This window comes from Oerskovia sp. NPDC057915 (genome assembly GCF_042887685.1).
GTDB lineage: Bacteria > Actinomycetota > Actinomycetes > Actinomycetales > Cellulomonadaceae > Oerskovia.
In genome coordinates, this window is record NZ_JBHVOS010000006.1 from 50,205 (window position 1) to 71,064 (window position 20,860).

Below are 20,860 nucleotides of genomic sequence, written 5' to 3' on the forward strand. Positions count from 1 at the left end.
CGCTGCGAGGTGCCCGACGGCGGCGCGCACCCGTCCTGGGTGGCGTGCCTGCGGCGTCGGGCAAGAATGCAGGGGTGACCGAACCCACACGTCCCCCCGACCCCCGACCCGCCGAGCACGGCACCCCCGAGAAGCCGCGCACGGAGCCGACGCGCTACAAGGAGCTGTGGGTCGAGGGGGCCGACGGGCGCGTCCGACCCGTCGACGGGCGCACGGGGCCGACCGGCCCCGTGGACGAGGGCACCCCGGCGCAGGCCGACCAGGAGACCGGGGCCGACCAGGAGACCGGGGCGCGCTGGTACGAGGTCCGCACGCTCGACGACTTCGTGGAGGCTGCGGAGGCCCTCGGCGTGGGTCTGAGCACGCAGTGGGGGCGCGGGCACCTGCCTGTGCACGTGCGGCACGTCAAGCACCCCCTGGCGCACGTCGAGCACATCGGCATGGACTGGTTGCTCGTCGTGACCCCGACCGTGGCGTTCTCCGAGGAGGACCGGCAGGTCAGCACGGGCAGCTTCTGCATCCTCGTCGGCCCGGACGTCGTCGTGACGGTCGAGAAGGGCGCCGGGGGTGTCCACGACCGGATGCGCGAGCACCTGACGGGACCGTCGCACGGTCGCGGCAAGGGCGTGCAGCACCTCGCGGGCGAGGCCCTGTTCGCGCTCGTGGCGACCGCCTCCGACGTCGAGCTGGCCCTGGGCGACGCGGTAGCCGAGGTCGAGAAGATCGTGTTCGAGCCACGGCGGAACGCGGACCCCGTCCTGCCGATCTACGACCTCAAGCGCGAGATCACCGAGGCGCGGCGGGCGCTGCTGCCCATCACCGCCGAGCTGCCCGAGCTCGTGTCCGGCAGCGCGCGGTCGCGCATCACGTTCGACAAGCGGCTCATGGACCGCCTGGTCTCGACCGTCGAGCGCATCGACCGGCACCTCGACGCGCACGACGACCTGCTGTCCGACATGCTCTCGGTGCACCTGTCGCAGGTCTCGGTGCGCCAGAACGAGGACATGCGCACGATCAGCGCCTGGGCCGCGATCCTCGTGTTCCCCACGATCGTCGGCGGCATCTACGGCATGAACTTCGACGACATCCCCGAGCTGCACTGGTCGCTCGGCTACCCGATGGCTCTCGCGATCATGGTGGCCGGCTGCTTCGGGCTGTACGGGGCGTTCAAGAAGGTCGGCTGGATGTAGCGGCCCGCACGTGCGCGCTGGTCAGGCGAGCGGCTGCAGGACGCCGAACGTGAGCAGCAGGACCACGACCCCCGACAGCACGAGCCGGTAGATCACGAACGGCGTGTAGCTGAACGTCGAGACGATCTTCAGGAACGCGATGATCACGAGGTACCCGACGACGAACGCCACGAGCGTCGCGATCAGCGTGGCCCCGAACCCGGGCGAGCCGGGCACAGGGTCCGCCGCGACCGACTTCGCGAGCTGGTAGAACCCCGAGCCGAGGACGGCGGGGATCGCGAGCAGGAACGAGTAGCGGGCGGCCGCCTCGCGCGTGAAGCCCATGAGCAGGCCCGCGGTGATGGTTCCGCCGGACCGGGAGACGCCGGGCACCAGGGCGAGCGCCTGCGCGAGGCCGAACCCGACGGCCTGGCGCGGGGTCAGCTTGTCGAGCGCCCGCTTCTTGGCCCCGACGCGGTCTGCGAGCCCGAGGAGGAGGCCGAACGCGGCGAGCATGAACGCCGTGATGTACAGGTTGCGCAGCGAGGCCTCGATCGCGTCCTGGAACAGCAGCCCGAGGACCACGATCGGGATCGAGCCCAGAGCGATGAACCAGGCCATGGCGGCGTGGTGGTCGCCCTTGCCCATCCGGGCACGCCAGCCGGTGCCGTTCTCGCCGCGCACCGCACGCCACCAGGCGCGGCAGATCGTCGCGATGTCGCGCCGGAAGTACAGCAGGACCGCGGTCTCGGTGCCGATCTGGGTGATCGCCGTGAAGGCCGCCCCCGGGTCCGACGAGCCGATCAGCTCACCCACGATGCGCAGGTGCGCGCTCGAGGAGACGGGCAGGAACTCGGTCAGGCCCTGGACGAGGCCGAGAAGGACGGCTTCCCATGCATTCACGAAGGGCACGATACCGGCGCCACGAGCCCCGGCCCGACCGGACAGGCCGGATCGGGGAAGGCGTCACCGGAGCGTCGCCCGGCGGACGCCGCACGGACCCGCACCGGACACCCGCAGGACACCTGGGAGGCGCGATCCGCGGGTCACCGACCCTCGCATGCCCGCCCCGACCCCCGCCCGCGCGCCCCAGAGCGACGGACCTCACCCTCCTGACCGCGCCACGTCTCCGGGCATCGCGCCCTCTTCGCCGGTAACCTGCCGCGCATGGAACTTCGTCAGCTCGGCCGCACCGGCCTTCGCGTCTCGCCGCTGGGTCTCGGGACCATGGCGTGGGGTCGGGACACCGACGAGATCGACGCGGCGGAGCAGCTCCGGGACTTCGTCGACGCCGGCGGCAACCTGGTCGACACCGCCGCCTCGTACGGCGGCGGTGCGAGCGAGTCGATGATCGGCTCGCTCCTCGCCGCGGGCAAGGTCGACCGCAACGACGTGCTGCTGTGCACCAAGGCCGGGATCCGCACCACCGCGGACGGCAACACCGTCGACGCGTCCCGTGGTGCGCTCCTCGACTCGCTCGACGCCTCGCTCGCGCGCCTCGGGACCGACCACGTCGACCTCTTCCTCGTGCACACCCCGGACCCGCGGACGCCCTTCGACGAGACGCTCTCGGCCCTGCGCCTGGCCGTGACGACCGGGCGCGCCCGCTACGTGGGCCTGTCCAACCACCCCGGGTGGGCCGCCGCGCGGGCGGCCGCGACGCTCGACGCGCGCGGCGACGTCGGGCTCAGTGCGGTGGAGCTCGAGTACTCGCTGCTGCAGCGCGGGATCGAGCGCGACGTGGTGCCCGCCGCGACCGAGATGGGCTTCGGGGTCCTCGCGTGGTCGCCGCTGGGTCGGGGCGTGCTCACGGGCAAGTACCGCAGCTCGCTGCCCGCGGACTCGCGCGGGGCGTCGTCACACCTGGCCGGGTTCGTCCAGCCCTACCTGGACGGCCCGTCGTCGGGCATCGTCGAGGCCGTCGTGACGGCCGCGAACGGCCTGGGGCGCGCACCGCTCGACGTGGCGCTGGCGTGGCTCCTGGAGCGGCCCGGTGTCTCGAGCGCGATCGTCGGCGCCCGGACCCCGTCGCAGCTGCGGGCCTCGCTCGCGGCGAGCGACCTCGAGCTGCCCGACGCCGTCCACCAGGCGCTCGACGACGTCAGCGCCCTCTCGTTCGGCTACCCCGAGCGTTGGTAGCGCTCCCCGGACGGGAGGTCAGCGGCTGACGCCGTCGTGGAGGTCGACCTCGTCGAACTCCTCGTCGAGCCGGTCGTCGTCCGGGTCGCCGTCGCTCCCGTCGTCGAGCCGGTCGTCGTCGCTCTCGTCGTCGTCCTCGTCCGAGTCCTCGTCGTCCTCGTCGTCGTCCTCCGCGAGGTAGAACGGCGTGGCCTCGCCGTGGACCTGCGCGAGCGCCTCGTCGTACACCTCGTAGGCGTCCGCGAGCACGTAGTAGGCGTCGTCGACCGCGGGGTCGTCCTCGCCACGGCGAGCGGCGACGGCGTTGTAGTGGGCCTCCAGGGCCGCGATGAATCGATCGAGGGCGGCGCGCGGGTCAGCGGTCATACCCTGACGGTAGCCCTGCGAGAGGCACAATGGCACTCGGAATCCCGGGGCGGGAGAGTGAGGTTCGGCTCACGCTCCCCGACCCACGCACGACACGAGGACGGTGACAGATGGCGAGCACTCCTCCCCCGCAGCGGGCGGCCCGCGCCGAGGCCGGGAGCCAGTACGAGTACCGCGTGCTCACGATCGACAGGTCCGTGAGCCGCCACGACGCCGTCCGCCTCCTGACGGACGAGGCGGAGTACGGGCGGTGGGAGCTCGAACGCACCCGCCTGTACGTGGGCGGCGAGCGGCGCGTGTGGCTGCGCCGCAAGATCATGCGGGTGCGCTCGACGCTCTGAGGCGCCGAGCGCACCCGCCGACAGGTCAGCAGGTCCGCAGCAGGCGGTCCAGGACGCGCACGCCGAACTTCAGGGACTCGACGGGCACGCGCTCGTCGACGCCGTGGAACATCCCGGAGAAGTCGAGGTCCGCGGGGAGCTGGAGCGGGGCGAACCCGTAGCCCGTGATGCCGAGCCGCGCGAGAGACTTGTTGTCGGTGCCGCCCGAGAGCGTGTAGGGCAGGACCGTCGCGCCGGGGTCCTCGGCGTGCAGGGACGCGATCATGGCGTCGACCAGGTCGCCCTCGAAGGGGACCTCGAGCGAGATGTCGCGGTGGATGGGCTCGATGCGCACGTGCTCGCCCACGAGCCCCTCGATGACCGCGAAGCCCTCGTCCTCGTGGCCCGGCAGCAGGCGCACGTCGACCGCGGCCTCGGCCCGGCCGGGGATGACGTTGGCCTTGTAGCCCGCGTCGAGCTGGGTCGGGTTGGACGTGTGGCGCACGGTCGCCCCGACGAACCGGGAGGCAGGCCCGAGGGCCGCGACGAGCGCGTCGACGCTCGCCTCGTCGCGGGGGTCGTAGGGCAGGTCCGTGAGCTCGGCGACGCCGCGCAGGAGCGCGTCGACGGTCGGAGTGATCGTGTAGGGCCACTGGTAGGCGCCGATGCGCGCGACCGCGGCCGCGAGGTGCGTCACCGCGTTGTCGGGGTTGACCTGCGAGCCGTGCCCGGCGCGGCCGTCCGCGACGAGCTTGAGCCAGGCGATGCCCTTCTCGGCGGTCTGGAGCAGGTAGGCGCGCCTGCCGTCGATGTCCACGGAGAACCCGCCGACCTCGCTGATGGCCTCGGTCGCGCCCTCGAAGATCTCGGGGCGGTGGTCGACGGCCCAGCTCGCGCCGTACGTGCCGCCCGCCTCCTCGTCGGCGAAGAACGCGACGACGACGTCACGCGCGGGCCTGCGACCCTCGCGGACCATCTGTCGCACGACCGCGAGGATCATCGCGTCCATGTCCTTCATGTCGACGGCGCCGCGCCCCCACAGGAGCCCGTCCTTCTCCTCGCCCGCGAACGGGTCGACCGACCAGTCGGAGGCCTGCGCGGGCACCACGTCGAGGTGGCCGTGCAGGACGAGCGCGGGGCGCGTGGGGTCCTGCCCCGGCAGGCGCACGACGACGCTCGCGCGACCGGGCGCGGACTCGAACAGCTCGGGGCTCAGCCCGACCTCGTGGAGCGAGGCCATGACGTACTCCGCGGCCGCTCGCTCGCCGGGTCCCGTCCCGTCCCCGAAGTTCGAGGTGTCGATGCGCAGCAGGTCCTGGCAGATGCGCGCGACCTCCTGCTCGGCGGTCGGGTGGGTCTGCGGCGGGTTCGCGGGGTGGGCATGGCTCGTCATGGCCACACGGTACCCGTTGTCGCGGCACGCTCCGGGGCTTTGCCGGAGTGTCTCGCCCCGTGGGCACCGGTCCGGCCAGGTTGTGGTCAGACCTCAGCCGTGGTCGCCGGTCGCGGTGTGGCCCTGGGCCCCCTGGGCGGGGAGCCGCGGCCCGGTCCCGCCGCGCGGCGCGGCGCCGGTGTGCTCGCCCCCGTGCCCGACGTCGTCGCTCACCCCGGGCAGCAGGTCCCCCGGGGCGGGACGCCCCGCCGTACCCGCGGCCGCCGAGGGGTCCACGACCACGAACTGCCCCATCATCCCCTGGTCCTCGTGGCGGAGCAGGTGGCAGTGGAACATGTACGGGCTGTCGGCGTCGGGCGTCGTGCCGAACGTGACCAGGAGTCGCGTGACCTTGCCGGGGCGCACGTAGACGGTGTCCTGCCAGCCGCGCAGCTCGAGGGGTGGTGGTGCCCCCGAGACGTCGAGCACCTGGAACTGCGCGTCGTGGACGTGGAAGTTGTGCGGGGTGTCGTCGAGCCCCGTGACCTCCCAGACCCCGGTCGCCCCGGCGTCGACGACCTCGTCGATGCGGCGCAGGTCCATGTCCTGGCCGTTGATCGACGTCCCGGAGAGCTCGAAGCGGCGGGTCGCGGTCGCTGCCGACTCGTCCGCGGCGGGGAGGACCCCGAGGGTGGCCGGCACGGCGCCCGACGGCGCCAGCTCGGCCGCGGCCCGCAGCTCGAGGACGTCGAGCGTGTCGTCGCCACCGGAGAACCGCGCCGTGAACGGGTTCGCGCCGAGCTCCTGCGGGAAGCTGCGCAGCACGGTCCGCTCCCCCGGCGACATCTCGACCACGACCTCGGCGCGGTCGCCCGGGGAGAGCTGGAGGCGGTCGGTCGTGACCGGCTCGGCGAGGAGACCGCCGTCGGAACCGACCACCTGGAGGTCGCGGCCGTCGTCGAACCCGAAGGCGTAGACGCGCGCGTTGGAGCCGTTGAGGATCCGTAGCCGGACCCGTTCGGTCGTGACGTCGAGATAGGGGTTCGCGGTGCCGTTCACGAGGACCACCGAGCCCCGCACGCCCGTGCTCGACAGGAATGGGTCCGCGTCGTCGAGCCGGCCGTCGGGGTGGAACTTCTTGTCCTGGACGACGAGCGGGACGTCGTCGACACCGTACTCGTGCGGCAGCGCGTCCTGGACCGCGGCCTCGGGCGACCCGGCGGGCTCGTCGAGCAGGAAGAGGCCGGCCAGGCCGCGGTACACGTGGTCGGCCGTGCGCCCGTGCAGGTGCGGGTGGTACCAGAGCGTCGCCGCGGGCTGGTCGATCGTCCAGGTGGGTGACCACGTCCGACCCGGCTCGACCTGCTGGTGCGGGCCGCCGTCCATGACCGCGGGCAGCCTCATGCCGTGCCAGTGCAGCGTGCTGGTCTCGGTCATCGAGTTGGTCACGTCGACGCGTACCTGCTCACCGCGCGTGGCCCGCAGCGTCGGCCCGAGGAACGAGCCGTTGACACCGAGGGTCGGCGTGAGACCGCCCTGGCCGAGGTCCGTCTCGCCCTCCTGCATGTCGAGCGCGAAGACCCGGACGCCGCCCTCGACGGTCGAGGGTGCGAGGGGCGGGACCGCGAGGGGTCGCGAGAAGTCGACCTCGCCGGCCGTCGAGGTCGCCCCCTTCGAGAAGGCCACGGCGACGCCTCCGGCGATCCCGCCGACCGCCAGGGTCGCGAGCACCACGACCACGACGACCCAGCGACGCCGACGGCGGGGAGAGGGCCCGGCGGGACCGTCCCCCTCGGCGGGGGGCGCGGGGGCGACGGTGTCGCCGTCGGAGGTTGTGGTCATGTCGGTGCGCTGCTCCCAAGGTCACTGTCGTGCGGACGCGGGACGGAGGTCACCGTCGTGCGGACGCGGGACGGAGGTCACCGTCGTGCGGACGGCCCGTGCTCCCCGGACCACCGGGGAGGCCCGTCTCCAGGCTAGGGAGGGCTCGCCGTCGGGCACATCGGGGGTGTCCCCCACCCGCCCCTGAACCGACCCTGGCCCGGACGGCCGGGCGCCGAGGTGGACCTGGTTCCGCCTCGGCGCCCGAGCGCGCCCGAGAGCGCTCGGTAGTGCCCGCGAGTGCCCGGCCGGGCCGAACGGGTGCCGGTGGCCGGAACTACGCGTCGAGACCGCGACGCGTCAGGAGCGGCGTGATCTCCGGGTCGCGGCCACGCAGGTCCGCGAACGCGACCATGGGGTCGACCGAACCGCCGCGCGCGAGCAGCTTCTTGCGGAACGCGTCGCCGTTGGCCCGGTTGAGGCCGCCGTTCTCCTCGAACCAGGTCACGGTGTCGGCGTCGAGGACCTCGGACCAGATGTAGGAGTAGTAGCCGGCCGAGTAGCCGCCGCCGAACACGTGGTTGAAGTACGTCGTGCGGTAGCGCGGCGGCACGGGCGCGAACCCGACCCCGGCCGCGTCGAGGGCCGCGGCCTCGAACGGCAGGACCTCGTCGACGCTCGTGGGGACCTGCTCGGGGGCGAGCTGGTGCCAGGCCTGGTCGAGCAGCGCGGCCGCGAGGTACTCGGTCGTCCCGAAGCCCTCGTTGAACTGGCGCGAGGCGAGCATGGTCCGGGCCCACGCGGCGGGCATGGGCTCGCCCGTGACGTGGTGGACCGCGTAGGACGTGAGGATCGTCGGCTCCCAGGCCCACATCTCGTTGACCTGCGACGGGTACTCCACGAAGTCGCGCGGCACCTCGGTGCCCGACTGCGACGGGTAGCGCACGTCCGAGAACAGGCCGTGCAGCGCGTGGCCGAACTCGTGGAAGAGCGTGATGACCTCGTCCCACACGAGCAGCGTGGGCTCGCCCGCCGGGGGCTTGACGATGTTGAGGTTGTTCACGACGACGGGCGGCTGGTCGAGCAGGTGGTTCTGGTCGACCAGGTTGTTCATCCACGCGCCGCCCCGCTTGGACTCACGCGTGTAGAAGTCCGCGAGGAACAGCCCGAGGCCGTGGTCGGGCTCGCCGACCGGGCCGTCGAAGACCTCGAACACGCGGACGTCGGGGTGGTAGCCCACGAGGTCGGTGCGCTCGGCGAACGAGATGCCGTACAGCAGGTTCGCGGCCTTGAAGACACCGTCGGTCACGACGCGGTCGAGCTCGAGGTAGGGACGCAGCGCGGCGTCGTCGAGCGAGTAGCGCTCCTTGCGGACCTGCTCGGCGAGGTACGCCCAGTCGGACGCGCGCAGGTCGGCGCCCTCGCCGACCTCGCGGGCGAGCGCGACCTCGAGGTCGCCTGCCTCGCGGCGGGCGTTCGCGACGGCCGCCGGGGCCAGGCGCGAGAGCATCGCGTTGACGGCGTCGGTCGTCTTGGCCGTCGCGTCCTCGGCGATGTAGGCCGCGTGGTGGTCGTACCCGAGGAGCCGGGCGTGCTCGGCGCGCAGGCGCGCGAGGTCGATCACGATCTGGCGCGTGTCGTTGTCGTCGCCCGTCGCGCCGCGCGTCACGGACGCCTGCTGGACGCGCTCACGGGTCTCGCGGCGCGCGAGCGACGCGATGACGCCCTGCTGCGTGGGCAGCTGCATCTCGAGCAGGTACCTGCCCTCGTGCCCGCGCGTCGCGGCTGCCGCGGCGGCCGCCGCGATCGCGTCCTCGGGCAGGCCCTCGAGCTCGGCGGCGTCGTCGACCAGGACGCTCGCGGCGTTGGCGCCCGCGAGGAGCTTGCGCCCGAACGCGGCCTCGAGCGAGGTCAGCTTCCCGTTGAGCTCGCGCAGGCGGTCCTGGTCGGCGGCGTCGAGCTCGATGCCCGACCGGCGGAAGTCGACCAGCAGGGTGTGCAGGAGCCAGGCGGTGTCGGCCTCGAGCGTGAGCTCGCCGGCGTCGACGGCGTCCTGGAGCGCCCGGACGCGCGCGTACAGGCGGGCGTCCATGTAGATCGCGTCGTGGTGCGCCGAGAGCTCGGGGGCGACGACCTCCTCGATGTCCTCGAGGCCGGGCGTCGAGTCGGAGCTCGCGACGTTGTAGAAGACCGTGACCGCACGGGTCAGGAGCTGCCCCGCGGACTCGAGGGCATCGAGCGTGTTGGCGACCGTGGGCGCCTCGGGGTCGGTGACGATCTGCTCGACCTCCGCACGCTCGGCCTCCATGCCGGCGCGGAGGGCGGGGAGGTAGTGCTCCTCGCGGATCGTCGTGAAGTCGGGGAGCTGGTACGGGAGGGTGGACGCCGCGGCGAACGGGTTGGCCGGGTCGAGGGTGCTCGTCATGCGTCCTATCTTCACCCGCCGGGCGCCCGGCTCACGACATCATTCCCCCGCGGGTCAGCGTGCCCGCACCTGCCCCGCGTGGTCCCCCGCCTCGGCGGACGGCCACGGCTCGACCGGTTCGCGCGGGTCGTCGGCGAGCAGCGTCCCGATCCACGCGTCCCGACGCGCACCCCGCTGGACGCCGTGGCCCCGCACCGTGCCCTCGACGCGAAACCCGAGGCGCCATGCGACGCGACGCGAGGCCCAGTTGCCGGTGAACGCGGTCCACACGATGCGGGACAGCCCCAGCCCCTCGGGGTCGAACGCCCAGTCGACCACGAGCCGCGCCGCCTCCGACATGAGCCCCTCGCCGCGTGCCTCGGGCGCGAGCCAGTACCCGATCTCGGCCGACCTCTCGCGCGTCGGCGAGGAGTCGAGCGTGATCCCGACCATGCCGAGCACGGGCCCGTCGGGAGCGTCGGGGCGGCGGATCGCCCACGTGCTCCCGCGGCCCGTGCGCCACGCCTCGGGCACGATCTCCTCGATGAAGGACGCCGCGTCCGTGCGCGCGTACGGGCTGGGCACGGTGGTCCACGCGGCGATCTCCGCTCCCTGGCAGAGCTCGGTGATGCGGTCCACATCCGCAGCGGTGGGCATCGCGAGGTGGACGCGTTCGTTGGCGAGGACGAAAGGTTCCATCCGGACAGCATGCCACCGCACCGCCAGGGCCGACAGGGCATTTCGGGAGGCGGCCCCGCAGCCGGGCAGGATGGGCCGCGCACCCCGCAGCAGGTTCAGCGGCGCACGTCACGCCAGCTCGGCGCGCTACTTCCCCAGCACGTCCTCGACCCGCGACCACGCCAGCCCGAGCGCGACACCGACCTGCTCGTTGACGAGCGTCCCGGCCACGGTCGTCAGGCCGTTGCGGAGCAACGGCACGCTGCGCAGCGCGTCCGTCCCGCCGTCCGCGAGCAGCGCGAGGTACGGGAGGGTCGCGCTCGTGAGGGCGTGCGTGCTGGTCACGGGGACCGCGCCGGGCATGTTCGCGACGCAGTAGAACGTGGCGCCGTGCACCCGGAAGGTGGGGTCGTCGTGCGTGGTGGGGCGGGTGTCCTCGAAGCAGCCGCCCTGGTCGACGGCGATGTCGACGAGCACCGAGCCGGGCTTCATGCGGGACACGAGGTCGTTCGTGACCAGACGCGGCGCCCTGGCCCCCGCGACGAGGACGGCGCCGATCACGAGGTCGGCGGCGAGCACCTCCTGCTCGATCGCGTACGCGCTCGACGCGACGGTCCGCACGTGGCCCGCGAACTCCTGGTCGAGCGCGCGCAGCACGGGCAGCGACAGGTCGAGGACCGTGACCTCGGCGCGCATCCCGACCGCGATCTCGGCAGCGTGCCGCCCGGCGGTCCCGCCGCCGAGGATCACGACGCGTCCGGGCCTGCTGCCGGGGACGCCGCCGAGCAGCACGCCCGCGCCGCCCGCAGGACGCATGAGGTGGTACGCCCCGACCTGCGTCGCCATGCGCCCGGCCACCTCGCTCATGGGGGCCAGCAGGGGCAGGGAGCCGTCGGGGGCCTGGGCGGTCTCGTAGGCCACGGCCGTGGTCCCGGCGTCGAGCAGCGCGGCCGTGCCGAGGGGGTCGGCGGCCAGGTGGAGGTAGGCGAAGAGCAGCAGGTCGTCGCGCAGCAGCCCGTACTCGCTCGGCACGGGCTCCTTGACCTTGCACACGAGCTCGGCCCGCCCCCAGACCTCCTCGGCCGTCCCCAGGACGTGCGCGCCGGCGACGACGAAGTCCTCGTCGGAGATGGCCGATCCGGTCCCCGCACCGGCCTGCACGAGGACCTCGTGGCCCGCCGCGACCAGGTGGTGCGCGCCCGCGGGGGTCAGCGCGACGCGGAACTCGTTGTTCTTGACCTCGGCAGGTATCCCGATCCTCATGCCGTCAGCGTGTCGCGTGCACGCCGTTCGCGCGCGCCGAGGGTGCACGAGGTTCGCCCCCACCCCACCCGACCCGACGCGAAGGCGCCCTCCCACGGGACGGTGCGCTCCGCCGTCGGGCCGGTCCTTGGTGCCGAGAACGGGGTGGAGGTCGCCTCCAGGGCGGGGACGACCTGAACCCCGTTCTCGGCGGCCCGCAGGGGCCGGTCAGTCGCCCTTGACGTTGACGATCTGACGCAGGGTGTGGCGGACCTCGACGAGGTCCGCCGCGTCCTCCATGACCCGGTCGATCGGCTTGTACGCCGCCGGGATCTCGTCGATGAACGCGTCGGTGTCGCGGTACTCGATCCCGGACATGGCCTCACGGAGCTGGTCGTGCGTGAACGTCTTGCGCGCCTTGCTCCGCGAGTACTCGCGCCCCGCACCGTGCGGCGCGGAGTCGAGCGCGAGCGGGTGCCCCTTGCCCACGACGACGTACGACGCCGTGCCCATGGACCCCGGGATGAGCCCCGGGTCACCCTCGCGGGCACGGATCGCACCCTTGCGCGAGACCCACACGTCCTTGTGGAAGTGGTGCTCCTGCTCGGTGAAGTTGTGGTGGCAGTTGATGCGCTCGGCCTCCTCGACCGGGGCGAGCCCCGACCAGGCGTCGAACGCGGCCACGACGCGGTCCATCATCTCCTCGCGGTTGAGCAGCGCGAAGTGCTGGGCCCACCGCAGCTCGCGGATGTACGCCCAGAACTCGTCCGTGCCCTCGACGAGGTACGCGAGGTCCTTGTCCGGCAGGTCGATCCAGTACCGGGTCATGAGCTCGCGCGCGACCGCGATGTGGTGCTGCGCGATCTTGTTGCCCACGCCGCGAGACCCCGAGTGCAGGAAGAACCAGACCCGGTCGTCCTCGTCGAGGCTGACCTCGATGAAGTGGTTCCCGGACCCCAGCGACCCGAGCTGCAGACGCCAGTTCCCCGCGTACCGCGCCGGATCGAACCCGGCCTTGTCCGCGAGCGCCTCGAGCTCGGCGACACGGGTCGTCGCCGAGTCGGTCAGCTGCTGGTTGTAGGAGCCGGCGCTCGTGGGCACGGCCTTCTCGATCGCGAGCCGCAGGTCGCGCAGCGCGGACCCCGCGACGTCGGCCGCCGAGTACTGGGTGCGGACCGCGACCATGCCGCAGCCGATGTCCACACCGACCGCGGCGGGGATGATCGAGCGCAGCGTCGGGATCACGGAGCCGACGGTCGCGCCGAGGCCCAGGTGGGCGTCGGGCATGAGGGCCAGGTGCGGGTGGACGAACGGCATGGCCGACGTGCGCTCGGCCTGCTCACGGGCGCCGTCGTCGAGGATCGAGGCCCAGCTCCAGAGGGTCTTGGTCAGTCGGGTCGCCGTGGTCTTCGACGCCCGGGTGTTCGTGGTCATGGCGAGAACTGTGGCAGGTCGCGGGGTGCGGCGGCGAGCGATTTGCGCCGCTCGTCCGGGGCGGTCGCGCGGCTGCGCCGGGCAGTCGGGGGGTGCGCGGCCGTGCCGGGAGGCCGGGCAGTCGGGAGGCCGGGTGTCAGCAGGTCGACGGGCGCCGACCCGCCTCGACCTCGGCCAGCCAGAGGAACAGCTCGGGAAGGGACGCGTCGGCCGCGAGGGCGTGCGTGATGTCGGGGTAGGTGTGGAGCACGACGTCCGCCCCCTGCGCGCAGAGCAACCGCACGTAGCCCTCGGTGGCTGCCGGGACCACGAGCCGGTCGGCGAGCCCCTGCCCGACGAACACGGGCACGTCGATCGGCCGGCCACCCGCGCTGTTCTCGCGCAGGAGCGTCTGCCACGGCTCGGTCGTGGCCGGGTCGGCCGTGACGTAGCGGCCCACGAGCGGGTCGGCGATGGCGTGGATCGCGCGGGTCTCGGTCAGCAGGCACAGCGCAGCCATCCGCGGCGTCGCCGCCGCGCCGGCGGGCGTCAGGATCGCGTCGATCTCGGCCTTCGGGTAGCGGTCCGCGTACGCGGCCTCGTAGGCGGGGATCGCGAACGACGCGATCGTCGTGCCGGACAGGTTGACGATGTCGTCCGTCATGAGTGCGCTGAGGTTCGCTGCGGGTGCAGCCACCGCGACTCCCCCGAGATCAAGCTCGGGCGCGTAGGAGGCCGCCCGCTCGGCCGCGAAGAGGGCCGCCTGCCCGCCCTGCGAGTGGCCCCAGAGCAGCAGCCGGGCGCTCGCCCCGCTGCCCGGCAGCGACCGCGCGGCCCGTGCGGCGTCGAGCACGGCGTTCGCCTCGGGGACGCCGAGCAGGTACGACGACTCGCCGGCGACGCCGAGCCCCGGGTAGTCGGTCGCGGCGATCGCGAAGCCCGCCGCGAGCAGCTCGTGCAGCCCCTCGATCAGCTCGAAGGGGTCGAGCGCGAGCGACGGCGCGCACCTCGGCGCCGCGCCCGTGGTGGGGTGCGCCCACGACACGACGGTGCGGCCGCCCTCGGGAGCGGGCCGGTCGGGCACCACCACCACGCCCGACACCGCGACGTCCTCGCCCGCGAGGTCTCGCGAGTGGTAGAGGACGCGCCACGCGGTCGTCCCCTCAGGAGCGCTCGTGATCGGCTCGCTCCGGATGACCGTGCCCGGCGCCGCCTCGGTGAGCGGCGCGGGCGGCACGTAGAACGGCGCGTCCGTGGCCTGCTCGGCGCGGCCCTCGACGACCCGCCGGACCGCGTCCGCAGCGAGCAGCGCGAGCACGATCGCCACGGCCGCGAGCAGCACCAGGGCCGGGCGCCGCAGACGCGTTCGCATGGCACCTTTCTACCGCACGGCACGCGGCGCCACGCGCGGTGGCCCCGCCCCGGCCGACGACCGCCGTCGGGAGCCACCCGCCCGGGTGCGGCGGCGCCGTCGGGCCGTCGTCCTGCCCGACGGCGCAGCGCACCTCAGGCGTCGGCCGTCGCCTCCGCCTCGCTCCCCTTGCCGGACGAGCCGCCGTTCGAGGACCGTTCCTTGCCGGACAGGGCGATCTCCTTGGCCGTGGGGATCTCCTTCTCCATGGGCGGGTCCTTGCGACGGAGCCTGCTGAACACCGCCCACGCGACCGCGACGAGCGGCACGGACACGACCGCGCCGAGGATCCCCGCGATGAACGTCCCGGACGTCACCGCGAGCGCGACCACGACCGGGTGCAACGAGACCTGCTTGCCCATGACCAGGGGCTGCAGGATGTGCCCCTCGAACTGACCGATGAGGGCGATGAAGATGCCGACGAGCGCCGCGTTGACGATGCCGTTCGCCGCCAGCGCCACGACCATCGCGATGACCATGGCCGCCGGGGCACCGATGAGCGGGATGAATGCGCCGATGAACACGAGGACCGCGAGGGGCGCCGCGAGCGGCACGCCGAGGACCACCAGGACGATCGCCGCGAGGATCCCGTCCGCGAGGGCGATGATGACCGTGCCACGGGCGTAGCCGGAGAACGTGTACCACCCTGCTCCCCCGGCCAGCGTCCAGGTCTCGCGCGAGCGGGACGGGAGCTGGTTGAGGAACCACGTCCACATGTCCTTGCCACGGGCCAGGAAGAAGACCGTGCAGAAGATGGCGAGGGCGAGGACCGCGAACGCCTCGAAGACCGAGCCCGCGCTCGCAGCGGCCTGGCTCGCGATGTCGCCCCCGTGCTCGGTGATCCACTTGCGGCCGTTCTCGATCCAGGTGTCGACGTCGTCGGACGTGATCGTGACGGGGAGCGGGCCGTGCTCCAGGAAGTCGAAGATCTTCTCGATGCCGGTGTTGAACTGCCCCGCGAGCTTGTCCCACTGGCCCGCGACCGACGTGACGACGTAGGTCAGCAGGCCGCCGAGCACCAGGAAGGCCGAGAGGAGCGCGAGCCCCGTCGCGAGCCCTCGCGGCATGATCTTGGCGTACCAGTCCGTCACGGGATTGAGGACCGAGGTGATGACCAGGGCCAGGAAGACCGCGATGAAGACGATCTGCACCTGAGCGGTCGCGAAGAAGATCAGGCCGACCGCCGCGACCAGCAGCAGGATCCGCCAGGACCAGCCCGCGCTCGTGCGCAGCCAGGCCGGCACCGAGTCGTCGACCCCCACGACCGAGGGATTGCGGCGGGCGCCCGCGACCTTCTTGGCCGCGGGACTCAGCCCGGCCAGGTGCTTGACGGACGCCGCCGGGCGGTCGGCCCCGCTCCCCGGGCTCGACGCCGTGACGTCGTCGGGTCCTGCGTCCTTGTCCTCAGCCACGAGCACCTCATCCGCTGTCGGTACGACGATGAAACCACCCCTGACCTGCACCGACCGGTGCGACGGGTCCAGGGACGCTCCCCAGTCTGCCCCACGGGCCGGATGCACGCTCGGTGCCCGAAACGTGTTATGTTTTTCCCCGCAAGGCCCCTGGCGGGAACGCCGGGACCTGACACCTGTCCGGGTGGCGGAATGGCAGACGCGCTAGCTTGAGGTGCTAGTGCCCTTTATCGGGCGTGGGGGTTCAAGTCCCCCTCCGGACACTCGTTGAGACAGCGAACGGCGAAGCGGACCAGGGAGACCAGGTCCGCTTCGTCGTTTCTGCATGTCTCGGCGTTCCCACCGTGGAGACCCTCGTGCGCTCAGGCGCGGTACACCCAGTGCCACGGCTCGCGCGGCGTGTCCTCGACGAAGCCGAAGCGCTCGCCGTTGGTCCGCATCCAGGCCTGCGCCTTGGCGTCCAGGTCCAGGTCGACCGCGAGGCCCCACCCGTGGGCGCTGGTCCCCGGCTCGGCCGCAAGACCGCCCTGCGTGTACAGGCCCTTGCGCTGGGCGACGTCGACCTGCGCCTCGTAGGACCGGTACGAGTCCGTGATGCCGATCTGGACACCGTCGCGAGCCGCGGCCGACATGAGGGACTCGAGCGCCTGCCCTGCCGGCGCCCAGAGACGATGGCCGGTCGTCCCGACCTCCTGCAGTGCGGTCCGCGGGACCTTGCCGTTGCCGTAGACCGCGAGCTCGCTGGGGACACCGTCGACCGTGCGCGCAGGGCTGACGGCGGTCGACTCGTCGACCACGGTGCTGAGGACCTGGTCGAAACGCACACCCGAGTCGGCGACGACCGGCGTCCGAGCGGCCTCCGCGGTGCGGAACGACGCTTCGATGTCGGCCACCCGCTGCGCGATCGACGTGATGGCGTCCATGTGGGCCCTTCCCTTCCTCCGTGCGACGGCATGATGCCCGGGGCCTCCCGGCGGGCCGCTCGCTGGAGTCCTATGCACGGTCCGAGGAGGTCTGCGGGCTCGGGCCACCGTCGGTGGCTGCTGGCGTCACCCTCGGCGCACTGGTGCGTCACCCTCGGCGCACTGGTGCGTCACCCTCGGCGGGGGTGCGCGTCACCCTCGGTGGCTGCGGGCGGCTCGCCTCTCGAGCCGCAGCTCGCGACGGCTTCTCGCGTACGCCGCCGCGTCCCGGCTCGAGAGCGTGAGCAGCATCAGGATGTCGAGCGCCACGGTGAGCAGGGTCGTGCGGATCGTGATCTGGTTCCCGGACACGGCCCACCCGACGAACGACGACGTCGTGCTGAACGCGGCGAGCACCATGACCAGGTCACGCGCCCAGTTACGACCCTTGAAGACGCGCCAGGCCAGGAAGAGCTGGAACAGGGCGACGAGCGAGAGCAGCACCACGACCAGGGCGAGCAGCGGCCCCGACGCCTGGTCGATGTCGGCCTGGGTCACGTCGCCCCCCAGGAAGAGCGAGCGCAGCGTCTGGTCCCAGTGCAGCGCGAGGTTCGCGAGCCAGATCAGGTCGGCCACGACCCCCAGCACGACGAGCAGCGCACCGACCGTGGTCGCCGCGGGACGCCGCGCCGGGCGCTGCCCGGTGCCACCCTCCGGTCCGGCCGCGGTCGTCGCAGGGACCGCGACGCCCCGGACGTCCGCGACCGGGAGGTCGCCGTCGGTCCGGATCGCGTCGCCGCCGCCGTTGCGCGCGTGGTACCCGGTCGAGAAGTCCTCGATGACCTCGACCTCGACCCCCACGTCGGCCCCGAGGAGGGTGGACACGACGTGGTCGCGCTCCTGGTCGGTGTCGGCCTCGATCTTGTGCGTGACCTGGAGCGTGAACAGGGAGAAGCCCACCGAGCGGTCGTACGTGCCCGCCGCGAGCCAGTCGACGCGCCGTCCGCCCGGCAGCGGCCAGCCCGGCGGGCAGCGCCAGAACCGGATGTGGTGACGGCGCGAGGGGTTGCCCTCGACCTCCTGCTGGTACGCGAAGTCCTGCTGGCGCCCGAACAGGAACAGCGGGCTCACGGGCGCCTGGTCGTAGCTGCGACGGCTGAGCGTCGCCGCGACGATGCGTCCGCTCGAGGCGAGCGTGACGTCGTCGGCAAGGGTCCACCCGGCGGCCTGCATCGCCGCCCGGACCTGCCCCTCCTCGCCCAGCAGCGCAAGGTTGACCGGGTCGCCCAGCAGCCCGTTGGCGGTGCGCGTGCGGCCGATGAAGTACTCGGGCACGTAGAGCGTCGTGAGGATGCGGTGCAGGCGCGGCAGCGCGAGGTAGGCGATGACGAGCCACACCGCGACGACGTACAGGATCGCGAACCAGCCGAGGTGGATCGACTCGCTCAGCACGAGCCAGGCGAGCCACACCGCCGCGAGGCCCGCGAAGACGAAGAAGAACCCGTCGCCCAGCTCGACGAGCCGGCGGCGCAGACCAGGTCTGCCAGGCGGACCGGCCGGCACGTCAGCGGCGTCGGCGGCGACCTCGAGGGGACGGCCGGTGGGCACGTCGACGCGCGCAGCGGTGCTGCGGGCGGCGTCGGGCGCGCTCTCGCGGGTCACGCTCCCACCCTAGGTCGCGCAGATCCGGGCCGCCCGAGGGGCGCCCCGGTTCGCCGCTCGGGCGGAGCGCGCCCGGGCACCAGGTCTCAGACCGAGCAGTCGCAGACCGGGTTGAACTGGACGACCTCGTCGCCGAGCTCGGGGTGGGCCCATGCCTGGGCCTCGGCGAGCGAGGCGAAGCGGCGTCCGGCGAGGCGGCCGTTGGCGAACAGGACGCCCGCCTCGATCTGGTCGCGCACGTCGTCGGGGTCGGTGCTCGTCGTGCCCGTCGTGCTCGTCGCGTCCGGCGTACCGGTGCGCGTCCCTGCCGTCGTCGTGCTCATGGGTCCTGCCTCCCGTCGGTGGTGGTCCTTCTCCCAGTATCGCGCCCTTCGCGCGGGGGTCGGTAGGCCGTGTGCGTCCAGAGGTGGAACAGCGCGTAGGCCCGCACGGGCGCCCAGGCCCGCGCCGTGGCGGACGCCGCGCGCGCGTCGATCCCGCCGAGGGCCTTGCGCAGCACGAGGTCCCCGGGCACGAACCCGTCGCGGTCCCCCAGCACCTTGACCGACAGGTAGTCCACGGTCCAGGGCCCGATGCCCGGCAGGGCCAGCAGCCGGGCGCGCGTGTCCGCGAGCGCCGCCGGGTCGCCTGCCGTGTCGGGCTCGAGCGTCAGCCCGTCGGCGCAGGCCGTGGCGAGCGCGAGCAGGGTCCGGGTCCGGGCGCCCGTGATCCCGACGGCGGCCTGCAGCTCCGCGGCCTGCGCCCCCGCGAGCGTGCCCGGGTCGGGGAAGAGCCGCAGGTCCGCCGTCTCGCCGGAGGCGGCGGCAGCGGCGCCCGGGCGCCCGTACGCTGCCGCGAGCCGCCCGGCGAACGTCCGGCACGCGGCGAGCGAGACCTGCTGTCCCAGGACCGTCGTGACCGCGGCCTCGAACCCGGAGGGGTGCCCGACGACGCGCAGGCCGGGGCGTGCGGCGAGCAGGGGCGCGAGCACGGGGTCGGCGCCGAGGACGGCGTGCACGGTCGCGAGGTCGGCGTCGGCGTCGAACCAGCGGGCGACCAGGGCACGGACCTCGTCGGCGGCGGGCCCGCTCCCCCGCACCTCGATCTCCTCGGGCGTCAGTCGCACGGTCACGGCCGTCGTGCCGGAACGCGTCTCGACGAGCCGTGCGACCTCTCCGCGCGCGGCGTCGGAGCGGACGACCCGGTCGACGCCCGGCACGGCGTGGGCGACGAGCGTCGCGAGCGCCGAGGCCGCGTCGAAGGGCTGGGCCACGGGCACGCGCCGCGCCCAGGCCCCCGCCTCGGGCGCGCCGGCTCCCGGGGCGGTCGCGACGCCGTCGGGCAGGGGGGTCACGCGGCCCTCTCCAGGGCGAGCAGCAGGCGCTTGGCCTCCGCGCCGCCCGCGTAGCTGCCCGACGTACCGTCCGAGCGGACGACCCGGTGGCACGGCACCACGAGCGGCAGCGGGTTCTTGGCGCACGCCGTCCCCACGGCCCGCACGGCGCGCGGGCTGCCCGCGGCGACCGCGACCTGCGCGTAGGACTCGGTGCGGCCGTAGCCGATGTCGCGCAGGTGGGTCAGGACCTCGCGTCGGAAGGGCCCCGAGGCCATGGTCAGGTCGAGCGGCAGGTCGAACGCGCGGCGCTCGCCCGCGAAGTACTCGTCGATCTCGGTCGCGAGCCGGTCGAGGCGCCCGGGGGCTCGCAGGACGCGCGGGCTCACGGTGCGGGCGATGCGGTCGAGGACGGCGTCGTGCCCCTCGACCGCGAACGCGATGCGCACGACGCCCGCGTCGGTCGCGGCGAGCAGCAGCGTGCCCACGGGGGTGTCGAGCGTGCGGTAGGCGACGTCGAGCAGGCCCGACGACGCAGCGCCCGCCGCGAGGCGGTCGTGCAGCCGCGAGAGCGTGGCCCGGGAGTCGTCGGCGGGCGCGGCCCCCTGGTCGAGGGTGGTGCCGAGGGTCGCGAGGAAGGCGACGTCGTCGAACGAGGTGTCGCTCATGAGGCCTGTCCTTTCGAGGCGGGGGCGGAGGAAGGGGCGCCGGCGGGCGGGTAGGTGCGTCGCAGCCTCGCCATGCCGTCCGAGGCGGCGCGGCGCGCGGCCTCGGCGCTGCCGCCGAGGATCGCGGCGACCTCCTGGTAGGGCAGCCCCGCGACGTGGTGGTAGGCCACGGCCTGGCGCTGCTTGGGCGGCAGGGCCGCGAGCGCCCGCCACAGGTCGTCGTCGCCCTGCTCGACGCCTCGTTCGGGGAGACCGTCGCGGCTGGGCTCGTGGGTGAGCTCGGCGACGTCGGGCACCGCGATCGGGGCGCGGGCCCGGACGCGGGTGACGTCGATCGCCTTGCGGTGCGCGATCGTCACGAGCCAGGCCTCGACGTTGGCCCCCTCGTCGAGGCGCGGGTAGGCCTTGAGGGCCGACAGGAAGGTCTCGGACCACGCGTCCTCGGCGTCCACGGGGCCGAGGACCGCGCGGCACACCCGCAGGACCGTGGCGCCGTGCTCGGCGACGACGCGTTCGAAGGGCTTCACGTCGGGAAGACGGCCCGGGCGCGCGGAACGTGAGGTCGGTGG

The 20,860-nt window shown here is 73.5% G+C and carries 19 protein-coding genes and 1 tRNA gene; 4 read left to right on the top strand and 16 right to left on the bottom strand.

The annotated features are described in order from the left end of the window. Positions 1 to 74 precede the first annotated feature (74 nt). Positions 75 to 1,190, top strand: a complete 1,116-nt coding sequence (locus ACFVQ3_RS05740; protein WP_387636185.1) for a CorA family divalent cation transporter — start codon at positions 75 to 77, stop codon at positions 1,188 to 1,190. 21 nt (positions 1,191 to 1,211) lie between these two features. On the opposite strand, the gene ACFVQ3_RS05745 is transcribed toward ACFVQ3_RS05740, so the two are convergent. Further along, positions 1,212 to 2,072, bottom strand: a complete 861-nt coding sequence (locus ACFVQ3_RS05745) for an undecaprenyl-diphosphate phosphatase (RefSeq protein ID WP_387636187.1) — start codon at positions 2,070 to 2,072, stop codon at positions 1,212 to 1,214. 264 nt (positions 2,073 to 2,336) lie between these two features. On the opposite strand from ACFVQ3_RS05745, the gene ACFVQ3_RS05750 reads away from it, so the two are divergent. Beyond that, on the top strand, positions 2,337 to 3,308 hold the full coding sequence (locus ACFVQ3_RS05750) for an aldo/keto reductase (RefSeq protein WP_387636190.1): 972 nt from the start codon (positions 2,337 to 2,339) through the stop codon (positions 3,306 to 3,308). An 18-nt stretch (positions 3,309 to 3,326) separates the two neighbouring features. On the opposite strand, the gene ACFVQ3_RS05755 is transcribed toward ACFVQ3_RS05750, so the two are convergent. After that, positions 3,327 to 3,674, bottom strand: a complete 348-nt coding sequence (locus ACFVQ3_RS05755; RefSeq protein WP_387636192.1) for a primosomal protein — start codon at positions 3,672 to 3,674, stop codon at positions 3,327 to 3,329. A 110-nt stretch (positions 3,675 to 3,784) separates the two neighbouring features. Between ACFVQ3_RS05755 and ACFVQ3_RS05760 the strand changes: the two genes are divergently transcribed. Continuing rightward, entirely contained in the window at positions 3,785 to 4,015 is a 231-nt protein-coding gene (locus ACFVQ3_RS05760; protein ID WP_387636195.1) for a DUF5703 family protein, read from the top strand. A gap of 25 nt (positions 4,016 to 4,040) precedes the next feature. Here the strand turns inward: ACFVQ3_RS05760 and ACFVQ3_RS05765 are convergent, their stop codons facing one another. From ACFVQ3_RS05765 to ACFVQ3_RS05800, 8 genes are all read right to left on the bottom strand, one after another. Further along, positions 4,041 to 5,387: a M20/M25/M40 family metallo-hydrolase gene (locus tag ACFVQ3_RS05765; RefSeq protein WP_387636197.1), complete on the bottom strand. Its 1,347-nt coding sequence runs from the start codon at positions 5,385 to 5,387 to the stop codon at positions 4,041 to 4,043. Between the two features lie 93 nt (positions 5,388 to 5,480). After that, positions 5,481 to 7,208, bottom strand: coding sequence for a multicopper oxidase family protein (locus ACFVQ3_RS05770; protein ID WP_387636200.1), 1,728 nt, complete (start codon positions 7,206 to 7,208; stop codon positions 5,481 to 5,483). 316 nt (positions 7,209 to 7,524) lie between these two features. Then, the gene (locus ACFVQ3_RS05775; protein ID WP_387636203.1) at positions 7,525 to 9,612 is read right to left on the bottom strand and encodes a M3 family metallopeptidase; all 2,088 of its coding nucleotides are present in this window, start codon (positions 9,610 to 9,612) and stop codon (positions 7,525 to 7,527) included. A 54-nt stretch (positions 9,613 to 9,666) separates the two neighbouring features. Beyond that, positions 9,667 to 10,290 carry a GNAT family N-acetyltransferase gene (locus tag ACFVQ3_RS05780; RefSeq protein ID WP_387636205.1) on the bottom strand — a complete coding sequence of 208 codons (624 nt, stop codon included), beginning with the start codon at positions 10,288 to 10,290 and terminating at the stop codon, positions 9,667 to 9,669. Between the two features lie 126 nt (positions 10,291 to 10,416). Next, positions 10,417 to 11,532: an alanine dehydrogenase gene (ald, locus tag ACFVQ3_RS05785; RefSeq protein ID WP_387636207.1), complete on the bottom strand. Its 1,116-nt coding sequence runs from the start codon at positions 11,530 to 11,532 to the stop codon at positions 10,417 to 10,419. Positions 11,533 to 11,739: 207 nt separating this feature from the next. Further along, a complete protein-coding gene (locus ACFVQ3_RS05790; RefSeq protein ID WP_387636209.1) occupies positions 11,740 to 12,945 on the bottom strand; it encodes an RtcB family protein in 1,206 nt (401 codons plus the stop codon). Positions 12,946 to 13,081: 136 nt separating this feature from the next. Beyond that, positions 13,082 to 14,296 carry a lipase family protein gene (locus tag ACFVQ3_RS05795; RefSeq protein WP_387636212.1) on the bottom strand — a complete coding sequence of 405 codons (1,215 nt, stop codon included), beginning with the start codon at positions 14,294 to 14,296 and terminating at the stop codon, positions 13,082 to 13,084. Between the two features lie 134 nt (positions 14,297 to 14,430). Beyond that, a complete protein-coding gene (locus ACFVQ3_RS05800; RefSeq protein ID WP_387636451.1) occupies positions 14,431 to 15,648 on the bottom strand; it encodes an AI-2E family transporter in 1,218 nt (405 codons plus the stop codon). A 277-nt stretch (positions 15,649 to 15,925) separates the two neighbouring features. Here ACFVQ3_RS05800 and ACFVQ3_RS05805 point away from each other — a divergent pair. After that, a tRNA-Leu gene (locus tag ACFVQ3_RS05805) sits at positions 15,926 to 16,010 on the top strand. 99 nt (positions 16,011 to 16,109) lie between these two features. Here the strand turns inward: ACFVQ3_RS05805 and ACFVQ3_RS05810 are convergent. The 6 genes from ACFVQ3_RS05810 to ACFVQ3_RS05835 all read right to left on the bottom strand — a co-directional run bounded on the left by ACFVQ3_RS05810 (position 16,110) and on the right by ACFVQ3_RS05835 (position 20,818). Continuing rightward, complete coding sequence (locus ACFVQ3_RS05810; protein WP_387636215.1) at positions 16,110 to 16,670, bottom strand: D-alanyl-D-alanine carboxypeptidase family protein; 561 nt, start codon at positions 16,668 to 16,670, stop codon at positions 16,110 to 16,112. Positions 16,671 to 16,862: 192 nt separating this feature from the next. After that, entirely contained in the window at positions 16,863 to 18,311 is a 1,449-nt protein-coding gene (locus ACFVQ3_RS05815) for an LssY C-terminal domain-containing protein (protein WP_387636217.1), read from the bottom strand. 86 nt (positions 18,312 to 18,397) lie between these two features. After that, entirely contained in the window at positions 18,398 to 18,634 is a 237-nt protein-coding gene (locus ACFVQ3_RS05820; protein WP_387636220.1) for a hypothetical protein, read from the bottom strand. Next, positions 18,631 to 19,644, bottom strand: coding sequence for a DNA-3-methyladenine glycosylase family protein (locus ACFVQ3_RS05825; protein ID WP_387636222.1), 1,014 nt, complete (start codon positions 19,642 to 19,644; stop codon positions 18,631 to 18,633). Before ACFVQ3_RS05825 ends, ACFVQ3_RS05820 begins: the two co-directional genes overlap by 4 nt. Beyond that, positions 19,641 to 20,291: a methylated-DNA--[protein]-cysteine S-methyltransferase gene (locus tag ACFVQ3_RS05830; protein WP_387636225.1), complete on the bottom strand. Its 651-nt coding sequence runs from the start codon at positions 20,289 to 20,291 to the stop codon at positions 19,641 to 19,643. Before ACFVQ3_RS05830 ends, ACFVQ3_RS05825 begins: the two co-directional genes overlap by 4 nt. After that, positions 20,288 to 20,818, bottom strand: coding sequence for an RNA polymerase sigma factor (locus ACFVQ3_RS05835; protein WP_387636227.1), 531 nt, complete (start codon positions 20,816 to 20,818; stop codon positions 20,288 to 20,290). The genes ACFVQ3_RS05830 and ACFVQ3_RS05835 overlap by 4 nt, the downstream gene beginning before the upstream one ends. Positions 20,819 to 20,860 lie beyond the last annotated feature (42 nt).